The organism is Actinosynnema sp. CA-299493 (assembly GCF_050946825.1).
Lineage (GTDB): Bacteria > Actinomycetota > Actinomycetes > Mycobacteriales > Pseudonocardiaceae > Actinosynnema.
The window spans coordinates 7022842-7039939 of sequence record NZ_CP191993.1; the positions used below are offsets into that span (position 1 = coordinate 7022842).

Annotated in this window: 18 protein-coding genes; 10 read left to right on the forward strand and 8 right to left on the reverse strand. The window is 74.7% G+C overall.

The genetic code is table 11. The features are described from left to right. Positions 1–54: 54 nt before the first annotated feature. The 4 genes from ACQPYE_RS29405 to ACQPYE_RS29420 form a co-directional block, all read right to left on the reverse strand. Entirely contained in the window at positions 55–693 is a 639-nt protein-coding gene (locus tag ACQPYE_RS29405) for a hypothetical protein (RefSeq protein ID WP_498716006.1), read from the reverse strand. After that, positions 677–1117, reverse strand: coding sequence for a DUF4383 domain-containing protein (locus tag ACQPYE_RS29410; protein ID WP_498716007.1), 441 nt, complete (start codon positions 1115–1117; stop codon positions 677–679). The genes ACQPYE_RS29405 and ACQPYE_RS29410 overlap by 17 nt, the downstream gene beginning before the upstream one ends. Positions 1118–1187: 70 nt before the next feature. Next, positions 1188–1712: an STAS domain-containing protein gene (locus ACQPYE_RS29415; RefSeq protein ID WP_498716008.1), complete on the reverse strand. Its 525-nt coding sequence runs from the start codon at positions 1710–1712 to the stop codon at positions 1188–1190. 10 nt (positions 1713–1722) lie between these two features. Next, positions 1723–2679 (reverse strand): Ppx/GppA phosphatase family protein, encoded by a 957-nt coding sequence (locus ACQPYE_RS29420; RefSeq protein WP_498716010.1) that lies wholly within the window; start codon positions 2677–2679, stop codon positions 1723–1725. A gap of 100 nt (positions 2680–2779) precedes the next feature. On the opposite strand from ACQPYE_RS29420, the gene ACQPYE_RS29425 reads away from it, so the two are divergent. Further along, entirely contained in the window at positions 2780–3580 is an 801-nt protein-coding gene (locus ACQPYE_RS29425) for an SDR family NAD(P)-dependent oxidoreductase (protein WP_498716012.1), read from the forward strand. Between the two features lie 146 nt (positions 3581–3726). Here ACQPYE_RS29425 and ACQPYE_RS29430 read toward each other — a convergent pair whose 3' ends face one another. After that, positions 3727–3942: a hypothetical protein gene (locus ACQPYE_RS29430; RefSeq protein WP_498716013.1), complete on the reverse strand. Its 216-nt coding sequence runs from the start codon at positions 3940–3942 to the stop codon at positions 3727–3729. 52 nt (positions 3943–3994) lie between these two features. Between ACQPYE_RS29430 and ACQPYE_RS29435 the strand changes: the two genes are divergently transcribed. From ACQPYE_RS29435 to ACQPYE_RS29465, 7 genes are all read left to right on the forward strand, one after another. Next, positions 3995–4366: a hypothetical protein gene (locus tag ACQPYE_RS29435; RefSeq protein WP_498716015.1), complete on the forward strand. Its 372-nt coding sequence runs from the start codon at positions 3995–3997 to the stop codon at positions 4364–4366. Positions 4367–4376: 10 nt separating this feature from the next. Next, positions 4377–4889 (forward strand): GNAT family N-acetyltransferase, encoded by a 513-nt coding sequence (locus tag ACQPYE_RS29440; RefSeq protein ID WP_498716016.1) that lies wholly within the window; start codon positions 4377–4379, stop codon positions 4887–4889. An 88-nt stretch (positions 4890–4977) separates the two neighbouring features. Continuing rightward, entirely contained in the window at positions 4978–5895 is a 918-nt protein-coding gene (locus tag ACQPYE_RS29445) for an anti-sigma factor RsbA family regulatory protein (protein WP_498716017.1), read from the forward strand. A gap of 139 nt (positions 5896–6034) precedes the next feature. Next, positions 6035–6775, forward strand: coding sequence for an alpha/beta fold hydrolase (locus ACQPYE_RS29450; protein WP_498716018.1), 741 nt, complete (start codon positions 6035–6037; stop codon positions 6773–6775). A gap of 15 nt (positions 6776–6790) precedes the next feature. Beyond that, positions 6791–9238 carry an NACHT domain-containing protein gene (locus ACQPYE_RS29455; protein ID WP_498716019.1) on the forward strand — a complete coding sequence of 816 codons (2448 nt, stop codon included), beginning with the start codon at positions 6791–6793 and terminating at the stop codon, positions 9236–9238. Positions 9239–9247: 9 nt separating this feature from the next. After that, positions 9248–9895 carry an HAD family hydrolase gene (locus ACQPYE_RS29460; protein ID WP_498716020.1) on the forward strand — a complete coding sequence of 216 codons (648 nt, stop codon included), beginning with the start codon at positions 9248–9250 and terminating at the stop codon, positions 9893–9895. Between the two features lie 8 nt (positions 9896–9903). Continuing rightward, a complete protein-coding gene (locus ACQPYE_RS29465; protein WP_498716021.1) occupies positions 9904–10860 on the forward strand; it encodes an LLM class F420-dependent oxidoreductase in 957 nt (318 codons plus the stop codon). Positions 10861–10885: 25 nt separating this feature from the next. Here the strand turns inward: ACQPYE_RS29465 and ACQPYE_RS29470 are convergent, their stop codons facing one another. From ACQPYE_RS29470 to ACQPYE_RS29480, 3 genes are all read right to left on the reverse strand, one after another. Beyond that, positions 10886–12205 (reverse strand): serine/threonine-protein kinase, encoded by a 1320-nt coding sequence (locus tag ACQPYE_RS29470; RefSeq protein WP_498716022.1) that lies wholly within the window; start codon positions 12203–12205, stop codon positions 10886–10888. A 310-nt stretch (positions 12206–12515) separates the two neighbouring features. Beyond that, the gene (locus ACQPYE_RS29475; protein ID WP_498716024.1) at positions 12516–13004 is read right to left on the reverse strand and encodes a hypothetical protein; all 489 of its coding nucleotides are present in this window, start codon (positions 13002–13004) and stop codon (positions 12516–12518) included. A gap of 53 nt (positions 13005–13057) precedes the next feature. Further along, positions 13058–14326, reverse strand: coding sequence for a PucR family transcriptional regulator (locus tag ACQPYE_RS29480; RefSeq protein WP_498716026.1), 1269 nt, complete (start codon positions 14324–14326; stop codon positions 13058–13060). A gap of 82 nt (positions 14327–14408) precedes the next feature. Between ACQPYE_RS29480 and gabT the strand changes: the two genes are divergently transcribed. Then, on the forward strand, positions 14409–15668 hold the full coding sequence (gabT, locus tag ACQPYE_RS29485; RefSeq protein WP_498716027.1) for a 4-aminobutyrate--2-oxoglutarate transaminase: 1260 nt from the start codon (positions 14409–14411) through the stop codon (positions 15666–15668). Beyond that, positions 15665–17095: an aldehyde dehydrogenase family protein gene (locus tag ACQPYE_RS29490; protein WP_498716029.1), complete on the forward strand. Its 1431-nt coding sequence runs from the start codon at positions 15665–15667 to the stop codon at positions 17093–17095. The genes gabT and ACQPYE_RS29490 overlap by 4 nt, the downstream gene beginning before the upstream one ends. Positions 17096–17098: the final 3 nt, after the last annotated feature.

The following is a 17098-nucleotide window of genomic DNA, read 5'->3' on the forward strand; positions in this document are numbered from 1 at the left end:
GCCTCCGGACCTCGACCGGCTCGTCATGACATCGACTACCCGGCCGGTGCGCGCTCATGCGTCCGGAGCAGTCACCGGATCGGGCGATCGGCCGCGTCGACTACCCCGATAGGCCCTCTCACGGACCCGGGCGAGGGCCGCCGGCGCCAGGTCGAGGCCGGGCGGGCGGTTCCGGACCGGGTCGAGCGCGGGCAGGTCGCGATCGACGTCCAGCGGTCGCACGACGAGCCGGCCGACCGGCCGCCACGGCGCGCCGACCTCCAGCGTGAAGCCCAGTTCGGCCGGCAGCCCGGCCAACGCCGCCGAGCAGAGCCGGTGGTGGTCGGGGACGGCGGCCAGCCACACCAGCCGGTCGCGCCAGCGGAACGGGGCGATGCTGCCGTACCGGGCGCTGGTCCACGTCCGCGCGGGCCGCGGCAGCACGCGGGCGGCGCAGGTCGACAGCAGCACGTCCCACGGTCCCGGCAGCCGGAACGCCACCCCGAGCACGTCGGGCAGCCCGCCCGGGGTGCCCACGCCCTTGGACAGCCGACCGGACACCTCCGTCACACCGACCGGCAGCGGCAGCGCGGGGTCGAACGTCGTGGTCACCGTGCCCTCGAACCACCGGCCACGCGGGTGGAACGCCTTGGCGTCCCGCGCGCGGGCCAGCCCGCGGAAGGCCGGTTCGACGAGGTCAGGCACTACGCGCATGCGGGTTGCCCTTGAGCGCCGTGCCGAGCGCCACCATCCCCAGCCCCAGCCCGAAGTGCAGCCAGTCGTCGGCGTCGTTCACCGGCACGAAGTTCGCCGCGCCCGCCTTGTCCACGATCAGCCCGTACAGCCACAGCACCAGGTACACCGCGCCGCCGCCGACCAGGAACGCCCGCGCGGCCGACGCCGTGCGCGCCATCACCAGGCCGACCGCGCCGAACAGCAGGTGCACCAGGTTGTGCAGCACCGACACGTGGAACACGCCCAGCAGGTGCGCGCCGGACCCGGTCCCGGCGAACGTGATCCGGTCCAGGTGGGTGGTGATCCCGGGCACGAACCCGAGCACGCCCACCACCAGGAACACGATCGCGACCGCCATCGCCGCCGCGCGGACCGGGTGCGGCAGCCGCGTGCTCGCGCTCATAGCGGATCACCTCGCTTGTGACGGTGGTTCCCCGCTCGACTACCCCGTGGTCACGGCCCGAAACAGCCGGTCACCACCCGGCGCTGACCGGCCCCTCGTCGGCGCCCGGTCTGACGCTCTCCCTGCCTCCCCGCGACACACGGCCTCGCACCACACCGCCGCCCACCACGCGGCCACCCGCCACGCCCTGCTCGCCCAGCCGCTCCGCCGGCTTCTCCTCCAGCCTCGCCACCACCCGCTCCTCCGTCCTCGCCGCCGCCCGCCCGGTCGCCGCCGAGGCCACGTCCGGGTAGCGCGGGAACAGCCGATCCAGGTCCGTCCGCTCGAACACCCGCCGCACGTGCGGCGGCACGGCGGCCAGCCGCAGCCAACCGCCCGACCGCTGTGCCCTGGCCCTGGTGCGGACCAGCGCGCTCATCGCCTGGGCGCCGCAGAACGCGACCCCCGACATGTCGAGCACGATCCGGTCGCGTCCCTCGCTCACCAGGCGGTCCATCCGGTCCAGCACCCGGCGTGCGCCCGCCAGGTCCAACTCCCCGGTCGCCACGACCACCGCACACCCCGTCCGGTGAGCCTCGACCGACAGCGCCAGCATCCCGATCCCTTCACGCCACCCGGCAGTACTCGTCGTCATCGCCCGCCCCGAGCAGGGCGAGCAACAGCCCTTCCCTGGTCGACCAGGGACAGATCTCCACTTCGTCGTACCCGGTGGCCACCATCAACGCCTCCGCCACCAGGGCACCCGCCAACGACTGCTCCGCGCGATGCCGCGAGATGCCCGGCAACCGGGCGCGCCGGGGCACGGGCATCCGGGACAGCCGGGGTATCCAGCCGCGCAGGTCGGCCAGGCGCAGGGTGCGCGGCACGAACGGCCCCTCGTGCTGCGGTCGTGCCCCCGCCAGCCGCGCCAACTGCTGGAACACCTTCGAGCAGCCGACGGCCAGGTGCTCATGAACCGAGGTCCCCTCCAGCGCGGCCACCACCCGGTCGTGCACCCGCACCTGTTCCCGGGCCAGGCCCCGGTGGTCGCGCGGCGCGGTGCGGTCGGAGGCGAGCCGCCGGGTCAACGTGCGGGCGCCGAACGGCAGCGAGCGCGTGAACGACGGCTCCACGTCGTCACCGGCCGCGAGCTCCACCGTGCCGCCGCCGACGTCGAGCACCAGCAGCGGACCGGCGCGCCAGCCGAACCAGTGCCGCGCCGCGCGGTACGCCAGGCGGGCTTCCTCCTGGCCGGGCAGCACGCGCAACCGGGTTCCGGTGCGGCGGGCGACCTCGGCGATGACCTTGTCGGCGTTGGACGCGTCGCGGATGACGGAGGTGGCGAAGGGCACGAGGTCGGAGACCCCGGCGCGTTCGGCGATCCGGTGCGCGGCGTGGACGGCGGTCACAACCTGTTCCACGCCTTCCGGGCGGAGTCGGTTGTTCCGGTCGAGCGCCCGGTCGAGCCGCAGCCGGGTCTTGTGCGAGACGACGGGGTGCAGCGGCGAGCCCGACACGACGACCAGGTGGGCGCTGAAGCAGCCGACGTCGAGCACGCCGACCTTGCCCGGTCGTCCGGACATACGTCACCACCATCCGAGAGCTAGAGGTACCGAGAGGAGTTCCCGAACGTGCGTCGGGTGAAACCGGATTGGGTGACCCGACTCCGGGTAGTTCACGACCATGAGTGCTTCGGAGAGGCCGTTGGCGGTGGTGACCGGCGCGTCCAGCGGGATCGGGCTCGAACTGGCGAAGGTGTTCGTCGAGCACGGGTTCGACCTGGTCGTGGCGGCGGAGAACGACGTGGTGCACGACGTGGCGCGGGAACTGGCGGCCGGCGGGGCGCGGGTGGACCCGGTGCGGGCGGACCTGGCCACGTTCGAGGGCAACGAGGACCTGGTCGCGGTGGTCGAGGACGTGGGACGGCCGGTGGACGCGTTGGCGGTCAACGCCGGGGTCGGCGTGGGCGGCGACTTCGTCGACGACAGCGACCTGCGCAGCCACCTGCGGGTGGTGGACCTCAACATCTCCTCGGCGGTGCACCTGGCGAAGCGGTTGGTGCCCGCGATGGTGGAGCGCGGGGCCGGCCGGGTGCTGTTCACGTCGTCCGTGGCGGCGACCGCGCCCGGGCCGTTCCACTCGGTCTACGCGGCGTCGAAGGCGTTCCTGGCGTCGTTCTCGCAGGCGTTGCGGGAGGAGCTGCGCGACAGCGGGGTCACGGTGACCGCGCTGATGCCCGGCCCGACCGACACCGACTTCTTCCGCCGGGCGGGCATGACGGACACGAAGGTCGCGACCGGGCCGAAGGACGACCCGGCGGACGTCGCGCGGGAGGGGTTCAAGGCGCTGATGGACGGGGACGACCACGTGGTGGCCGGTTCGCTGCGGAACAAGGCGCAAGCGGCGGCCGGCCGCGTCCTGCCGGACCCGGTGAAGGCCCGGGCGATGCGCGGGATGACCGAACCGGGCTCGGGTCGCTCGTGAAGGACGGGCCGCGGACCTGGCCGAACCGGGCTTGAGCGCCCCGTGGAGGACGGGCCGCCGGACCCGACCGGACCGCACCCGGGTGGGCGGTGGAGCACGGGCCGCCGGGCCTGGCCCGACCGCACTCCCCGATCAGAAGTCCCGGATCAGAACTCCGGGATCTCCGGCACGCGCCTCTCCGCCCGGCCCGTCCTCCCTCCCCTCGCCGACACCCGTGCCTCCGCCGGCTCCCGCGACGCCTCCGGCTCGGGGATCTCGTCCCCGATCAGCGACCGGTACGCGTCGACCTCCTGCGGGGTGGGGTCGATCGGCGCTTCCTCGGCGACCTCGTCCGGGTCCACTGGTTCCTGTGCTGCCGTCATGACCGCTGGTTACCCCGTGTGCCGCCGCTCGAACGGGGGTAGCCGTGACGCCGTGACCATCCACGCGAGACGAGATGTGCCCGCCCTGCCCGACCTGGTGTTCAACGCCGCCGCCGACCCCGTCCGCCTGGCCTCCTGGCTGCCCGACCCCTACCAGGTCGTCGGCCGCACGGACGACGTGCTGATCCTGCGCGCCGGCGACGAGCACCACCAGGTCGGCCTCGCCGCCGACTACGACCAGCTCCTCCTCACCTGGACGCCGCTGGCCGGGCACGGCTGCCGGGGCGAGCTGCGCGTCTCGCTGGTCGGGGCGGCGGGCAGCGTCGCCGAGCTCGAGGTCGACGGCTGCCCCGACGACCAGTTCCCGGCACGCCTGCTCGAAGCCCTGGCGAACGAGGTTGAGGAGAACCTCACCGCCGGCTGATCATGCGGCGGTGGACCTCCGCCCAGCCCGGCCCGACGAACTGCCGCTGCTGCCCCCGATCGAACGGGCCTCCGGCGAGCCCTTCCGCGACTTCGGCATGCCCGAGATCGCCGACGACGACCCGACGCCGGTGAGCGCCCTGGTCCGACTGCACGTCTGGGTGGCCGCCGACCCGCGCCCGGTGGCCTGGGTCGCGGTCGAGGTGTCGGCCGAGGACCGCGCGGCGCACGTCGAGCAGGTCTGCGTGCACCCCGACCACGCCCGGCGCGGCATCGGGGCGGCGCTGCTCGACCACGTCGGGCGCTGGGCCGCGACGCGCGGGCTGGAGGCGCTGACCCTGACCACGTTCCGGGACATCCCGTGGAACGCCCCCTATTATCGACGACTCGGGTTCCACGAGGTGGTGGACCTCTCGCCGGGGCTGAGCGCCGTCGTGGCGGCGGAAGCCGCACGCGGCCTGGACCCGGCGACACGCGTGTGCCTGCGCAGGCCGCTCCGCGACGGCGTCCGGGCGCGATACTGAACGGGCAGGGCTCGCGGTAAGCAATCGTTCCCTCCCGTCAGCGCCCGTTCACCCACCCCCCGCTCGCAGCCGTTCGGAGGTTCCCCCGGTGGTCGACTTCGTGCACGAGGCACTGCTCTACCGCGATGACGAGGAGTACCTCGCGGGGACAGTGCCGTTCGTGCGCGACGGCGTCGCCGCCGGCGAGCCGGTGCTGGTGGCCGTGCCGCAGCGGGGCATCGACCTGCTGCGGCGCGCGCTGGGCGGGCGGGCCGAGCAGGTCGAGTTCCTGGACATGCGGCGTGCCGGGCGCAACCCGGGCCGGATCATCCCGGGCGTGCTGGCCGCGTTCGCGGACAACTCCGCCACCACCGGCCGGGTGCGGATCGTCGGCGAGCCGATGTGGCCCGACCGCACCGAGCTGGAGTACCCGGCCTGCGTGCAGCACGAAGCGATGATCAACACCGCGTTCGAGGACCGGCCCGCCTGGATCCTGTGCCCGTACGACGCGACGAACCTCGCGCCGGAGGCGGTGCGCGACGCGGAGGCCACGCACCCGGTCGTGGTCGAGGGGCAGCGGCGCAGGACCAGCGCCGGCTACCGCGAGCCGTTCCTGATCGCCGAGGAGTTCAACCGGCCGCTGCCGTCCCCGCCGCCGGACGCGCTGACCCGCCGGTTCGACCTGGACGCCCTCGGCGCCACCCGGCGGCTGGTGGCCGGGTTCGCCGTCGAGGCGGGCCTGACCGCCGACCAGGTGGAGGACCTGGTCCTCGCGGTCAACGAGCTGAGCACCAACAGCGTGGTGCACGGCGGCGGCTCCGGCACGCTGCTGCTGTGGCGCGAAGGCGACGCGGTGGTGTGCGAGGTGCGTGACGCGGGCCGGATCGCGAGCCCCATGGTGGGCAGGCGCAACCCGGGCGCGACCCCGCGCGGCGGGTACGGCGTGATGCTGGTGAACCTGCTGTGCGACCTGGTCCGCGTGCACACGCACGAGGACGGCACGGCGATCCGCGTGTACGTGGGCTGACCTCTCGGCGTACCGAAGCGTCCGCATGTGCGCTTGCCCACCGGCGGACCCGCCAAGACCGCATCCACGCTGGTCACGAATTGCCCTTTGCCCGCGATCCCCTGCCGCCGCACGCGCGTCGACCGGCAGAATCGGTCACGTGACTCCCGCACTTCTGCTCGCCCACGGGGCCGGTGGCACGGTCCGCGCCAACTTCAGCCCCCTCATCCCGCGGCTGTCGCGCAACCGCAAGGTGCACGCGGTGGACTTCCCCGGCTCCGGGACCACCCCGCGCGCGACCGGTCCCCTCGACCTGGACGACCTCGCCGACCGGCTGGTGGCCACCGCCGAAGGCGAGGACCGGTTCGCGGTCGTCGGCTACTCGATGGGCTGCGCGGTCGCCGTGCGCGTGGCGCAGCGGCACCCCGAACGCGTGACGGCCCTGGTGCTCACCGCCGGGTTCGCCCGCATCGACGACGAGACCCGGGAACGGATGCGGCAGTGGCGCCGGCTGGTGGACGCCGACCGCGCCGAGCTGGCCCGCTTCCTGCTGACCATCGCGTTGGGCGAGCCGTTCCTGCGGCGGATGACCGCCGAGCAGACCGACGGCTTCCTGGAGCTGATCGCGCTCACCATCCCGCCCGGCACGCCGGAGCAGGTCGACCTGGTGCAGCGGATCGACCTGCGCGACGAGCTGCCCGCGCTGACCGTGCCGACGCTGGTGATCGGCGCCAAGCACGACCGGCTGATCGCGCCCGGCACCACCCGCGAGCTGGCCGACCTGATCCCCGGCGCGCGGTGGGCGGAGCTGGACAGCGGCCACTCGCCCGCCGTGGAGGCGCCCGCCGAGTGGGTCCGGCTGATCGAGGAGTTCCTGGACTCCGCCGCCGGCCCCGCCTGACCACCCGCCGCGCCCATGCCCGGCGGCTCACCCGTGCGCAACAGCTTCAGCGGCACGGCGTCGTTCGTGTTGCAGGCCCGGGACGTGCACGGCGACGTGCACGTCCACCTGCCGGCCGCGGCCGGTCCGGTCGACCTCGCGGCGGCGGAGCTGGCCGCGCTGGTGCTGGCGCAGTGGCGCGACGAGTCGGCCGCCCGCGACGTGTTCGACCCCGCGCCGCTGCCGGTGGTGTGGCGGGCGGGCCGCGAGCACGCCGACCACCCGGAGAACATCGGCGGCGACGTGCCCGGGGGCGACGACCTGGCACGGCTGGCCGAGGCGTTCCGCGCGCTGCCGCGCGGCAGGCTGGTCGTGCTCGGCGCGCCGGGGTCGGGCAAGACCACCTTCGCCATGCTGATGGCGCAGCAGCTGCTGGTGGGCCTGCGCGAGGGGCAGACGGTGCCGGTGCTGCTGTCGGTCGCGTCGTGGGACCCGGTGCGCGAGAAGCCCGCCGAGTGGTTGCTGCGCCGGATCACCGAGGAGTACCCCGGTCTGCACGTCACGCACGGCCGGGCCGCGGTCGAACGGCTGGTGCGCGACCGGCGGGTGCTGCCGGTGCTGGACGGGTTGGACGAGCTGCCCGCGCCGGTGCGCGGCCGGGCGCTGGCGGAGCTGCACAAGGGGTTCGGCGAGGTGATCGTGACTTCCCGGGCGGAGGAGTACGCGGCGGGCGGCGAGGTGCTGCGGTCGGCGGCGGTGCTGCGCGCCGAGCCGCTCACCGCGTCCGCCGTGGTCGCGCACCTGCGCACGGCCGTCGCACCGGGCCGATTACCGGCCTGGGAGCCCGTGCTGGCCGCGGTGGACGCCGAGCCGGAGGGCGACCTCGCCGCCGCGCTGTCCACCCCGTTGACGGTGTGGCTCGCGCGCCGCGTCTACCGCGCGCCCGCCACCGACCCCGCCGAGCTGACCCGCCTGCCCGACCGCGCGGCCGTGGAGGAGCACCTGCTCGACGGGCTGATCCCGGCGGCGTTCGACGACGAGGACCGCGGCCGGTGGGACATCGGGCAGGCCACCCGGTACCTGCGGTTCCTGGCCGACCACCTGACGGCGCAGGGCGAGCAGGACATCGCCTGGTGGCGGCTGAGCCGGGCGCGGCCGGCCAGGGTCGCGGCCCTCGCGCTGGCCTCGCTGGTCACCGGGGTCGTCCTGGCGGCGCTGGTGGTCGCGGACCTCGGCTTCACCCACCTCGACGGGCTCGGCTGGTTCCCGACCGCGCTCGGCTTCCCGATGGGCGCGGTCGTCTGGCTGGTCGTGGAGTCCACGTCCGGCGGGATGACCGCCGACGGGCGGGCCCCCACCGGCCGACCGGGCCGGTTGGCGTGGCGCAGGCGGGTCCGGGCGCTGGCGCAGCAGGCCCGGCACCGACCGCGCCGGGCCGCCGTCGCCGTGGCCGGCTGGGTGGGCGGCACGGCGCTGATCGGCCTGCCGCTGGCGTCCGTCGGCGACGACTTCGGGTGGTTCCTGCTGCCCGCGGCCCTGCTGCTCGGGCTGACCAAGTCGGTGCTGATGTCACCGGTCGACGCGGACCGCGCCGTCGACCCGGACGCGCTGCTGCGCGGCGACCGCAAGGCGGTGCTCGCGGCGCTGCTGCTCGTCGCGCCGCAGGTCGGCTCGCTCATGTACCTGCCGACGCTGCACCAGGGCAAGCCGGTCGTCGTGCAACTGCTGCTGGGCGCGGCGTTCATGGTCGGCTCGTGGGCCGGGTGCGGCGCGGTGGTGCTGCTGGTCAGCGCGTCCGGCCGGTGGGTGGTGACCAGGGTGGGCCTGGCCCTGACCGGCCGGCTGCCGTGGGCGGCCACGGCCTTCCTGCGCGAGGCGCACCGGGCGGGCGTGCTGCGCCGGGTCGGCGGCGTCTACCAGTTCCGGCACGTCCGGCTGCGCGACCGGCTGGCCACGGTGGCGCCCGCGCCGGCACGGACCCTCGCCACGGTGCCGGTCCGGGGCAGCGAGGTGCTGTTCCGGCAGGCGAACGCGGTCTCGCGGGCCTGGGCGGCGCTGTCGATCGGCGGTGCGGCGGCGTTCGCGGTCTTCGTGGCGCTCGGCACGGTCCCGCGGCTGTTCGTCCCGGGCTGGGCGCCGGTGGCCGTCCTCGGCGTGGGCGTCGCGGTGCTGCACTGGCACGTGCGCGGCGTGCCGTGGCGGCCCAACCGGTTGCGGGTGGAGCCGGCCCGGCTGGTCGTGTCGTGGCAGGGCCGGTCGCGCGAGTTCACCCCCCGCGAGGTGGGCCGGCTGGAGATCCGGCGGATCGACGACGAGGTCCACTACCTGCACGTGCGCACGAGAGCGCGGATCCGGCCGGTCGGCGACGACGGTTGGCTCGTCGTGTGGCCGCTCGGCGTCACCCCTCACCAGCACCCGGACCTGGAACGGGCGCTGGCGCGGTTCGCGAGGTCGGCCGGTTTGCGGGTCGCCCGGTCGGGTTAACCAGGCCGCATGACCAACACGCTCGTCCTCGACGTCGACGGGACGCTGGTGGACACCAACTACCACCACGCGGTGGCCTGGTTCCGCGCGTTCCGCCGCTTCGACATCACCGTGCCGACCTGGCGCCTGCACCGGGCCATCGGGATGGGCGGCGACAAGCTCGTGGCCGCCGTCGCGGGCGAGCACGTGGAACGGCAGCACGGTGACGACCTGCGCAAGGCGTGGGAGGTGGCGTTCGAACCGATGCTGGCCGAGGTCAGGCCGCTGGAGGGCGCGCACCGCCTGGTCGCCTCGGCGCTGGAGCGGGACTTCGCGGTGGTGCTGGCCAGCTCCGGCAAGCGCCACCACGTCGACCACTACCTGAAGCTGATCGACGCGTCCGGCATCCCGTCCACCTCGTCGGACGACGTCGAGGAGAGCAAGCCCGCGCCGGACCTGATCGAGGTGGCGTTGCGGCGGGTCGAGGGCAGCGGTCGGGCCGTGGTCATCGGCGACTCGGTGTGGGACTGCGAGGCCGCCGGCCGGGCCGGGCTGCCCTCGGTGTGCCTTCGCACGGGTGGTTTCGGCGAGGCCGAGTTGCGGGACGCCGGCGCGTCGGCAGTCTACGAGGAACTCGACCAGTTGCGGGCGGACCTCACCGACCTGCCGATGGCGTAGGAGGAATCGTGCGGATCGGTTACACGCTGATGACCGAGCAGGCCGGGCCACGTGAGCTGGTCGAGCACGCCGCGCTCGCGGAGCAGGCGGGGTTCGACTTCGAGGTGATGAGCGACCACTACTCCCCTTGGCTGGACGAGCAGGGGCACGCGCCGTACGCGTGGAGCGTGCTCGGCGCCGTCACGCAGGCCACCGACCGGGTCGAGCTGATGACGTACGTGACCTGCCCGACCGTGCGCTACCACCCGGCGGTGGTGGCGCAGAAGGCGGCCACTGTGCAGCTGCTGTCGGGCAACCGGTTCACGCTGGGCATCGGCGCGGGCGAGAACCTGAACGAGCACGTGGTGGGTCGCGGCTGGCCGCCGGTGAACGTGCGGCACGAGCTGCTGCGCGAGGCCGTGGAGATCATCTCCCAGCTGTTCGACGGCGGGTACGTCAACTACTCGGGCCAGCACTTCCGGGTCGACTCGGCGAAGCTGTGGGACCTGCCCGAGCAGCGCGTGCCCATCGCGGTCGCGGTGTCGGGCAACCAGTCCGTGCGCACGTTCGCGCCGCTGGCCGACGCGATGGTGGCGACCGAGCCGGACGCGGCGCTGAGCCAGGAGTGGGACGTCTTCCAGGGCAAGCAGTCGCGCAAGATCGGCCAGCTGCCGATCTGCTGGGACCCGGACCGCGACTCGGCGGTCGAGCGCGCCCACGAGCAGTTCCGGTGGTTCGCGGGCGGGTGGAAGGTCAACTCGGAACTGCCCGGCACGTCCGGTTTCGCCGGCGCGACGCAGTTCGTGCGGCCGGAGGACGTGGCCGAGCGGATCCCGTGCGGCCCGGACGTCGGCCCGGTGGTGGAGGCGGTGGCGAAGTTCCGCGAGGCGGGCTTCACCGACCTGGCGCTGGTGCAGATCGGCGGCGACCAGCAGCCGGAGTTCCTGGACTTCGCCAAGGCCGAACTCCTGCCGGCCCTGCGCTGACCGGCGGGACCACCCCGCGCCCCGGTCAGCCCCTGCCGGACCTCCCTTCGCGGTCCTTCGACGGTGGTCCGGTCACCACCGCGGGCGGCCCCTGGGTCGGCAGGACCACGACCGGCGCGTCCGACGGCACCTCGACCGGCGCCGCCGGCCGGGTCTTGGTGTTCGTGGTGGTGGGCGCGGTCTCGGACACCGGTTCGCGGACGGCAGGAGCGTCGCCCCCGGTGCTGCCGGTCGGCGGCTGCCGCGGCGACGCGCCCTCCACCACGGTCACCGTGGACGGGTCGTCCGGCACGGTCGCACCCGTCTCCCGCGCCTGCTCGGCGAGCGGATCGGACGTGGTGGTCGTCGTCGGCCTGCCGACGCGGTCACCGGTCTCCGGTTCGAACGGGTCGCTCATCGCCAGGACACCGACCAGGGTCAGCAGCACCGCGGCGGCGACCGCGCCGAGCAGCAGTGACCGGTGGTCGGACCTCGGCTCGGGCTCGACCACCTCGGGCCGGTCCACCACCGCCACCTCGAGCAGCGGCGACAGTCCCGCGCTCGCCCGCTGCGCGGCGGTCAGCAACCGCTCGCACTCGGCCGCCGACGGACGCTTGGCCGGGTCGGACGCGGTCATCGCGGTCAGCACGCCGGCCCACGGGTCGGGCAGGTTGGCCGGGATGCGCGGCTCGCGGTGCAGCCGCGACAGCGCCGCCTCCGTGTCGCCACCCGGGTACTCGGGCCGCCCGGTCAGGCACTCCAGCAGCACCAGGCCGAGCGCGTAGACGTCGGCGGCGGGCAGCACGTCGCCGCCGCGCACCTGCTCGGGCGCGAGGTAGCCGGCCGTGCCGACCAGGATGCCGGACCTGGTCACGCGGGTGACCTGGCCCTGCAGCGCCAGGCCGAAGTCGGCCAGGTACGCCCGTCGCCCGGCCGGGTCGAGCAGGATGTTGGACGGCTTCACGTCCCGGTGCACCACGTCGTTGGCGTGCACGTGGGCCAGCACGCCGGCGATCTGCGCCCCGATCGCGGCCACCACCTCGGGCGACATCGCGCCGCGCATCCGACGGCGCAGCGTGCCGCCGTCGACCGGCTGCATCACGAAGTACGGCCGGCCGCGGAAGCTGCCGGTGCCGTACACCTCCACCAGGCCGGGGAACCGCATCGCGCCGAGCACCTGCGCCTCGCGGTCGAGCCGGATCCGGTCCTCGCCCGAGTCCTCGCCCAGGAAGAACTTGATCGCGACCTTCCGGTCGAGCCGCGTGTCGACCGCCCGGTACACCTCGGCCATGCCGCCCGATCCGTACAGGCTGCCCAGGGCGTACCTGCCGTCGACCACCTCTCCGGTCAGGTCACCGTCCCACATCCGGTTGAACCTCCGCTGTGTCGACGACGTCGGCCCGGACGCCGGAAGCTACCGGTACGCCGGTACGGCCGGCCACCCGGTTCGCCGTTCCGCGGACCCCTACCCGTAGCACCGCTGTCACAAACCACCGACTTCTTCGGGATGCCGAAGTGCTCGGCGAGGCGGACGGGGAGTCAGGCCGCGCAAGACGGACGACCCGGACGAAGGGTATGAGCACGCACCCGCGGCAGGGGCCGAGCCGACCGGCTGAGCGCCGAAGACCACCCGTTCGAGTGGCCTCCGGCGCACGGTCGGGCGAGATCGCCTCCCGTTACGGCGTGGCGGTCGCGCAAGTCGCCGTCGGCGGGGTCGTGGTGGTGGTAGGGGGCAGGGTGGTCACCGGCGGACCGGCCGAGGCGGGCCGGGTGCCGCTGCAGTAGTGCGACTCGACGCGACCGTCGGCCGAGTCGCCGTGCGCGAACACGACGTACTCCGTGCCCGGGTACAGCCTGATGCCGCACATCGCGCCGCCGGCGGACGTGATGACGGCGACCCGGCGGGGCACGTCGCCCTTGTGCTCGGTGCGGACGGCCACCGAGTACCGGTACTTGTCGTCGTAGGGCGAGGTGGGATCGCCTGCCTCCACCGCCTCGCTCAGCACGACCGCGTTGAAGACGTGGGTCGCTTGCTGGAAGCGCTGCCCCTCGGTGCTGGGCACGCAGCTGCACGCGCTGGCGGGACTGGTGAACACGGCGGTGAGCAGGGCGGCGGTGACGGTGACGACACCGGCCGCGTGGGCCAGGAAGCGGAAGCGCGCCAAAGGATCCCCCTCGGAAAAGAGAGCGTCGGCCGCGGTGCGCGCCCAGCGTACGGTCACGCGTGCAGGGCCAACCAGAGTTCGGCGCGCGTGCCTGCGGGTTCCAGCGAACGCCCGAGCAACCGCTCCACCCGCTTGAGCCGGTTGCGCACGGTGTGCCGGTGCACGCCCAGCCGGGTGGCGGCCGGGTCGGCTTGGCCGTGGCACGCCAGCCACGCCCGCACCGTCTCGCGCAGCACGTCGTCCAGCGGCGCCAGCAGGGCGGCGGCGAACTCCGCCGCGTCCGGCGCGAGCATCCCGGACCCGGCGACCTCCTCGAACGCGTCCACGCCGGCCTCCAGCGCGCGCAACGCCTCCCGGTAGCCGCGCGCGACGCCGCTCGCGTCCACCGGGCGGGACGCGGCGGCGGGCACGTCCACCTCGCGGGCCAGCACGACCACCCGCCCGTCCACCTCCGCCCAGAACCCCGCCGGCTCGGCCGGCTCACGCAGCACGAACACCCGGAACGGCTCCTCCGGCAGCCCGTCCACCGGCACGCCCGCCAGCGCCAGCCGGAACCGCGCCCCCCGCAGCTCCCGGCGCACCGCGTCGACCTCGTCCGACCTCGCCAGGGCCACCGTCAGCAGCGACGCGGCGGTGTTGACCACGTTCGCGTCCAACGGCGCGCGGGCCGCGACGGCGAGGTAGCCGCGCCGCCCCAGCACCTGCATGGCGACGTGCCGCCCAGCCGCCTGCCACGCCGCGCCGGCCGGTCCGCCCACCGCCGCGAGCCGCCGCACGTGCCCGGCGAGGTCCGGCAGCGCGCCGACCACGTGCACCGGCGTGCCGTGCGGGTCGAGCACCGCCGCCGCGCCGTCGATGAGCCGGGCCAGCCGCCGCACCACGCCCGGCGGCCCGTCGCCGACTGCGGCCCGGGTCAGCGCCCGCTGCGCCGCGCCGGTGCGCGCCAGCACCGCGTACTCGTCCGCCGCGACGGCCCGGGAGACCGCCTTGGTGATCGCGATGAACGGCGTGGCCCTGGGCACCTCCAGCAGCGCCAGCCCGGCCTCCCGGGCGGCCCGGACCAGGTCTTCCGGCACGCGGTCGTGGCTCAGCCCGGTGCCGAACCCGAGCCCCGCCGCGCCGGCCGCCACCAGCCGCCGCACGTACCCGTCGGGCGGCCCGAGGGCGATGCCGGTGGTCAGCAGCAGCTCGCCGCCCTCCAGGAACGGCGTCGGGTCGGCCAGCTCGGTGCTGTGCGCCCACGCCACGACCCGGTCCAGCCCCGCGTCCACGTGCACGGTCAGCCCGACCTCGCGGGCCAACGCCCCGACCGTCAACACCATGGCCAGTGTGTACACCCCGTCGCCCGCGGTTCACCACCTCGGATACTGTCGCCCGACGCTCGGCCGGTCGATGCTGGGACCCATGGCCCGACTGCGCACGGAGATCCCCGGTCCCCGGTCACGTGAGCTGGCCGAACGGCGCAAGGGCGTCGTCGCGGCGGGTGTCGGCTCGGTGCTCCCGGTGTTCGTCGACCACGCCGAGCCCGGCCTGGTGGTCGACGTCGACGGCAACCGGCTGATCGACCTGGGCTCCGGCATCGCGGTGACCGGCGTCGGCAACCCGGCGCCCGGCGTCGCGCGGGCCGTGCGCGAGCAGGTCGACCGGTTCAGCCACACGTGCTTCATGGTCACGCCGTACGAGGGCTACCTGGACGTGTGCGAACGGCTGGCCGAGCTGACGCCCGGCGGGCACGACAAGCGCTCGGTGCTGCTCAACTCCGGCGCGGAGGCGGTGGAGAACGCGGTCAAGATCGCCCGGCACGCCACCGGCCGGCCGGGTGTGGTGGCGCTGGACCACGGCTACCACGGCCGCACGAACCTCACCATGGCGCTGACCGCCAAGGAGATGCCCTACAAGCGCGGCTTCGGCCCGTTCACGCCCGAGGTGCACCGGATCCCCGGCTCGTACCCGCGGCACGACGGCCTGACCGGCGCGGAGGCGGCACGGCGGGCCGTCGCCGCGGTCGACCGGCCGGAGGAGATCGCGTGCGTCGTGGTCGAGCCGATCCAGGGCGAGGGCGGCTTCATCGTGCCCGCGCCGGGCTTCCTCCCGGACCTCGCCGACTGGTGCCGGTCGCACGGCGTGCTGCTGGTCGCCGACGAGGTCCAGACCGGGTTCTGCCGCACCGGCGACTGGTTCGCGTGCGACCACGAGGGGGTGACACCCGACCTGGTGGCCACGGCGAAGGGCATCGCGGGCGGGCTGCCGCTGGCCGCCGTCACCGGGCGCGCCGACGTGATGGACGCCGTGCACGCGGGCGGGCTCGGCGGCACGTACGGCGGCAACCCGATCGCCTGCGCCGCCGCCGTCGCCGCGATCGACACCATGCGCGACCTCGACCTCAACGCCGCCGCCCGGCACGTCGAAGCGACCGCGCTGCCCCGGCTGCGCGGCCTCACGTCGGACGCGGTGGTGGAGGTGCGCGGCCGCGGCGCGATGCTGGCCGTGGAACTGACCTCCGCCGAGGAGGCCGCCCGGGTCGCGGCCCGCTGCCACGCGGCCGGGGTGATCGTGCTGACCTGCGGCACCCGTGGGAACGTGATCCGCCTGCTGCCACCGCTCGTCATCCCGGACGAGCTGCTGGCCGAAGGCCTGGACGTGCTTGAAGGAGCCCTTCAGTGACGACGACGCCGTACTGGGTCGCGGGACAGCCCGCGACGAGCGAGGACCTGGTCGAGATCCGCACGCCCCACGACGGCGCGGTGGCCGGCGTGACGTCCAACGCGACCGCCGAGGACGTGGAGCGGGCCGTCGCTTCCGCGCACGCCGTGGCCGGCGAGTTCGCCGACCTGCCCGCGCACGCCAGGGCGGCGGCGCTGGACCACGTGTCGCGCCGGCTCGCCGAGCGCGCGGACGAGGTGGCCGCGCTGATCACCGCCGAGTCGGGCAAGCCGGTGAAGTGGTCGCGGATCGAGGTCACCCGCGCGGTGTCGACGTTCCGCTGGGCCGCCGAGGAGGCGCGCCGGTTCTCCGGTGAGCTCCAGCGGCTGGACACCGACCCGGCGGCGAACGGCAGGCTGGCGCTCGTGCGCCGGGCGCCGCGCGGACCCGTGCTGGGCATCGCGCCCTTCAACTTCCCGCTGAACCTGGTGGCGCACAAGGTCGCGCCCGCGCTGGCCGTGGGCGCGCCCATCATCGTCAAGCCCGCGCCCACGACGCCGCTGGTCGCGCTGCTGCTGGGCGAGCTGCTGGCGGAGACCGACCTGCCCGCCGGGTCGTGGTCGGTCCTGCCGGTGCCTAACGACGTCGCGGGCGCGCTGGCCGAGGACCACCGCCTGCCGGTGGTGTCGTTCACCGGGTCCGGTCCGGTCGGCCACTCGATCCTGGACCGGGTGCCGCGCAAGCACGTCGTGCTGGAGCTGGGCGGCAACGCGGCGGCCGTCGTCTGTCCCGATTGGACGGACATCGAGTGGGCGGCGCGGCGCATCGCCACGTTCTCGATGTACCAGGGCGGGCAGTCGTGCATCTCGGTGCAGCGCGTGTACGCGCACGAGGACGTGTACCCGGCGTTGGCCGAAGCCGTGGTGGCGCACGTGCGCGAGCTGGGCACGGGCGCCCCGACCGACCCGGCCACCGACGTCGGTCCGCTGATCGACGAGGCCGCCGCGCGGCGGGTCGGGGCGTGGGTGGACGAGGCCGTGGCGGCGGGCGGACGGGTGCTGACCGGCGGGCGGAGGGTGGGTGCGGCCTACGAGCCGACCGTGCTGGCCGACGTGCCGCCGGAGTGCAAGGTGGTGGACGAGGAGGTGTTCGGGCCGGTCGTGGTGCTGGCGTCCGTGCCGTCGGTCGAGGAGGCGTTCGACCGGGTGAACGCGTCCCGGTTCGGGTTGCAGGCGGGCCTGTTCACGCACGACGTGCGGCTGGCGTTCCGCGCCGCCAAGCGGCTGGCCGTCGGCGGGGTGATCGTCGGCGACGTGCCGAGCTTCCGGGCCGACCAGATGCCGTACGGCGGGGTCAAGGAGTCGGGGACGGGGCGCGAGGGGGTGCGCGCGGCCATGGAGGACCTCACCGAGCAGCGGGTCCTCGTGCTCACCGGACTGGAGTTGTAGCGC

Bases quoted from the DNA above. Each gene is read 5' to 3' on its own strand.
- ACQPYE_RS29405 (WP_498716006.1), bottom strand. From the start codon at position 693: ATGCGCGTAGTGCCTGACCTCGTCGAACCGGCCTTCCGCGGGCTGGCC.
- ACQPYE_RS29410 (WP_498716007.1), bottom strand. From the start codon at position 1,117: ATGAGCGCGAGCACGCGGCTGCCGCACCCGGTCCGCGCGGCGGCGATG.
- ACQPYE_RS29415 (WP_498716008.1), bottom strand. From the start codon at position 1,712: ATGCTGGCGCTGTCGGTCGAGGCTCACCGGACGGGGTGTGCGGTGGTC.
- ACQPYE_RS29420 (WP_498716010.1), bottom strand. From the start codon at position 2,679: ATGTCCGGACGACCGGGCAAGGTCGGCGTGCTCGACGTCGGCTGCTTC.
- ACQPYE_RS29425 (WP_498716012.1), top strand. From the start codon at position 2,780: ATGAGTGCTTCGGAGAGGCCGTTGGCGGTGGTGACCGGCGCGTCCAGC.
- ACQPYE_RS29430 (WP_498716013.1), bottom strand. From the start codon at position 3,942: ATGACGGCAGCACAGGAACCAGTGGACCCGGACGAGGTCGCCGAGGAA.
- ACQPYE_RS29455 (WP_498716019.1), top strand. From the start codon at position 6,791: ATGCCCGGCGGCTCACCCGTGCGCAACAGCTTCAGCGGCACGGCGTCG.
- ACQPYE_RS29460 (WP_498716020.1), top strand. From the start codon at position 9,248: ATGACCAACACGCTCGTCCTCGACGTCGACGGGACGCTGGTGGACACC.
- ACQPYE_RS29470 (WP_498716022.1), bottom strand. From the start codon at position 12,205: ATGTGGGACGGTGACCTGACCGGAGAGGTGGTCGACGGCAGGTACGCC.
- ACQPYE_RS29480 (WP_498716026.1), bottom strand. From the start codon at position 14,326: ATGGTGTTGACGGTCGGGGCGTTGGCCCGCGAGGTCGGGCTGACCGTG.
- gabT (WP_498716027.1), top strand. From the start codon at position 14,409: ATGGCCCGACTGCGCACGGAGATCCCCGGTCCCCGGTCACGTGAGCTG.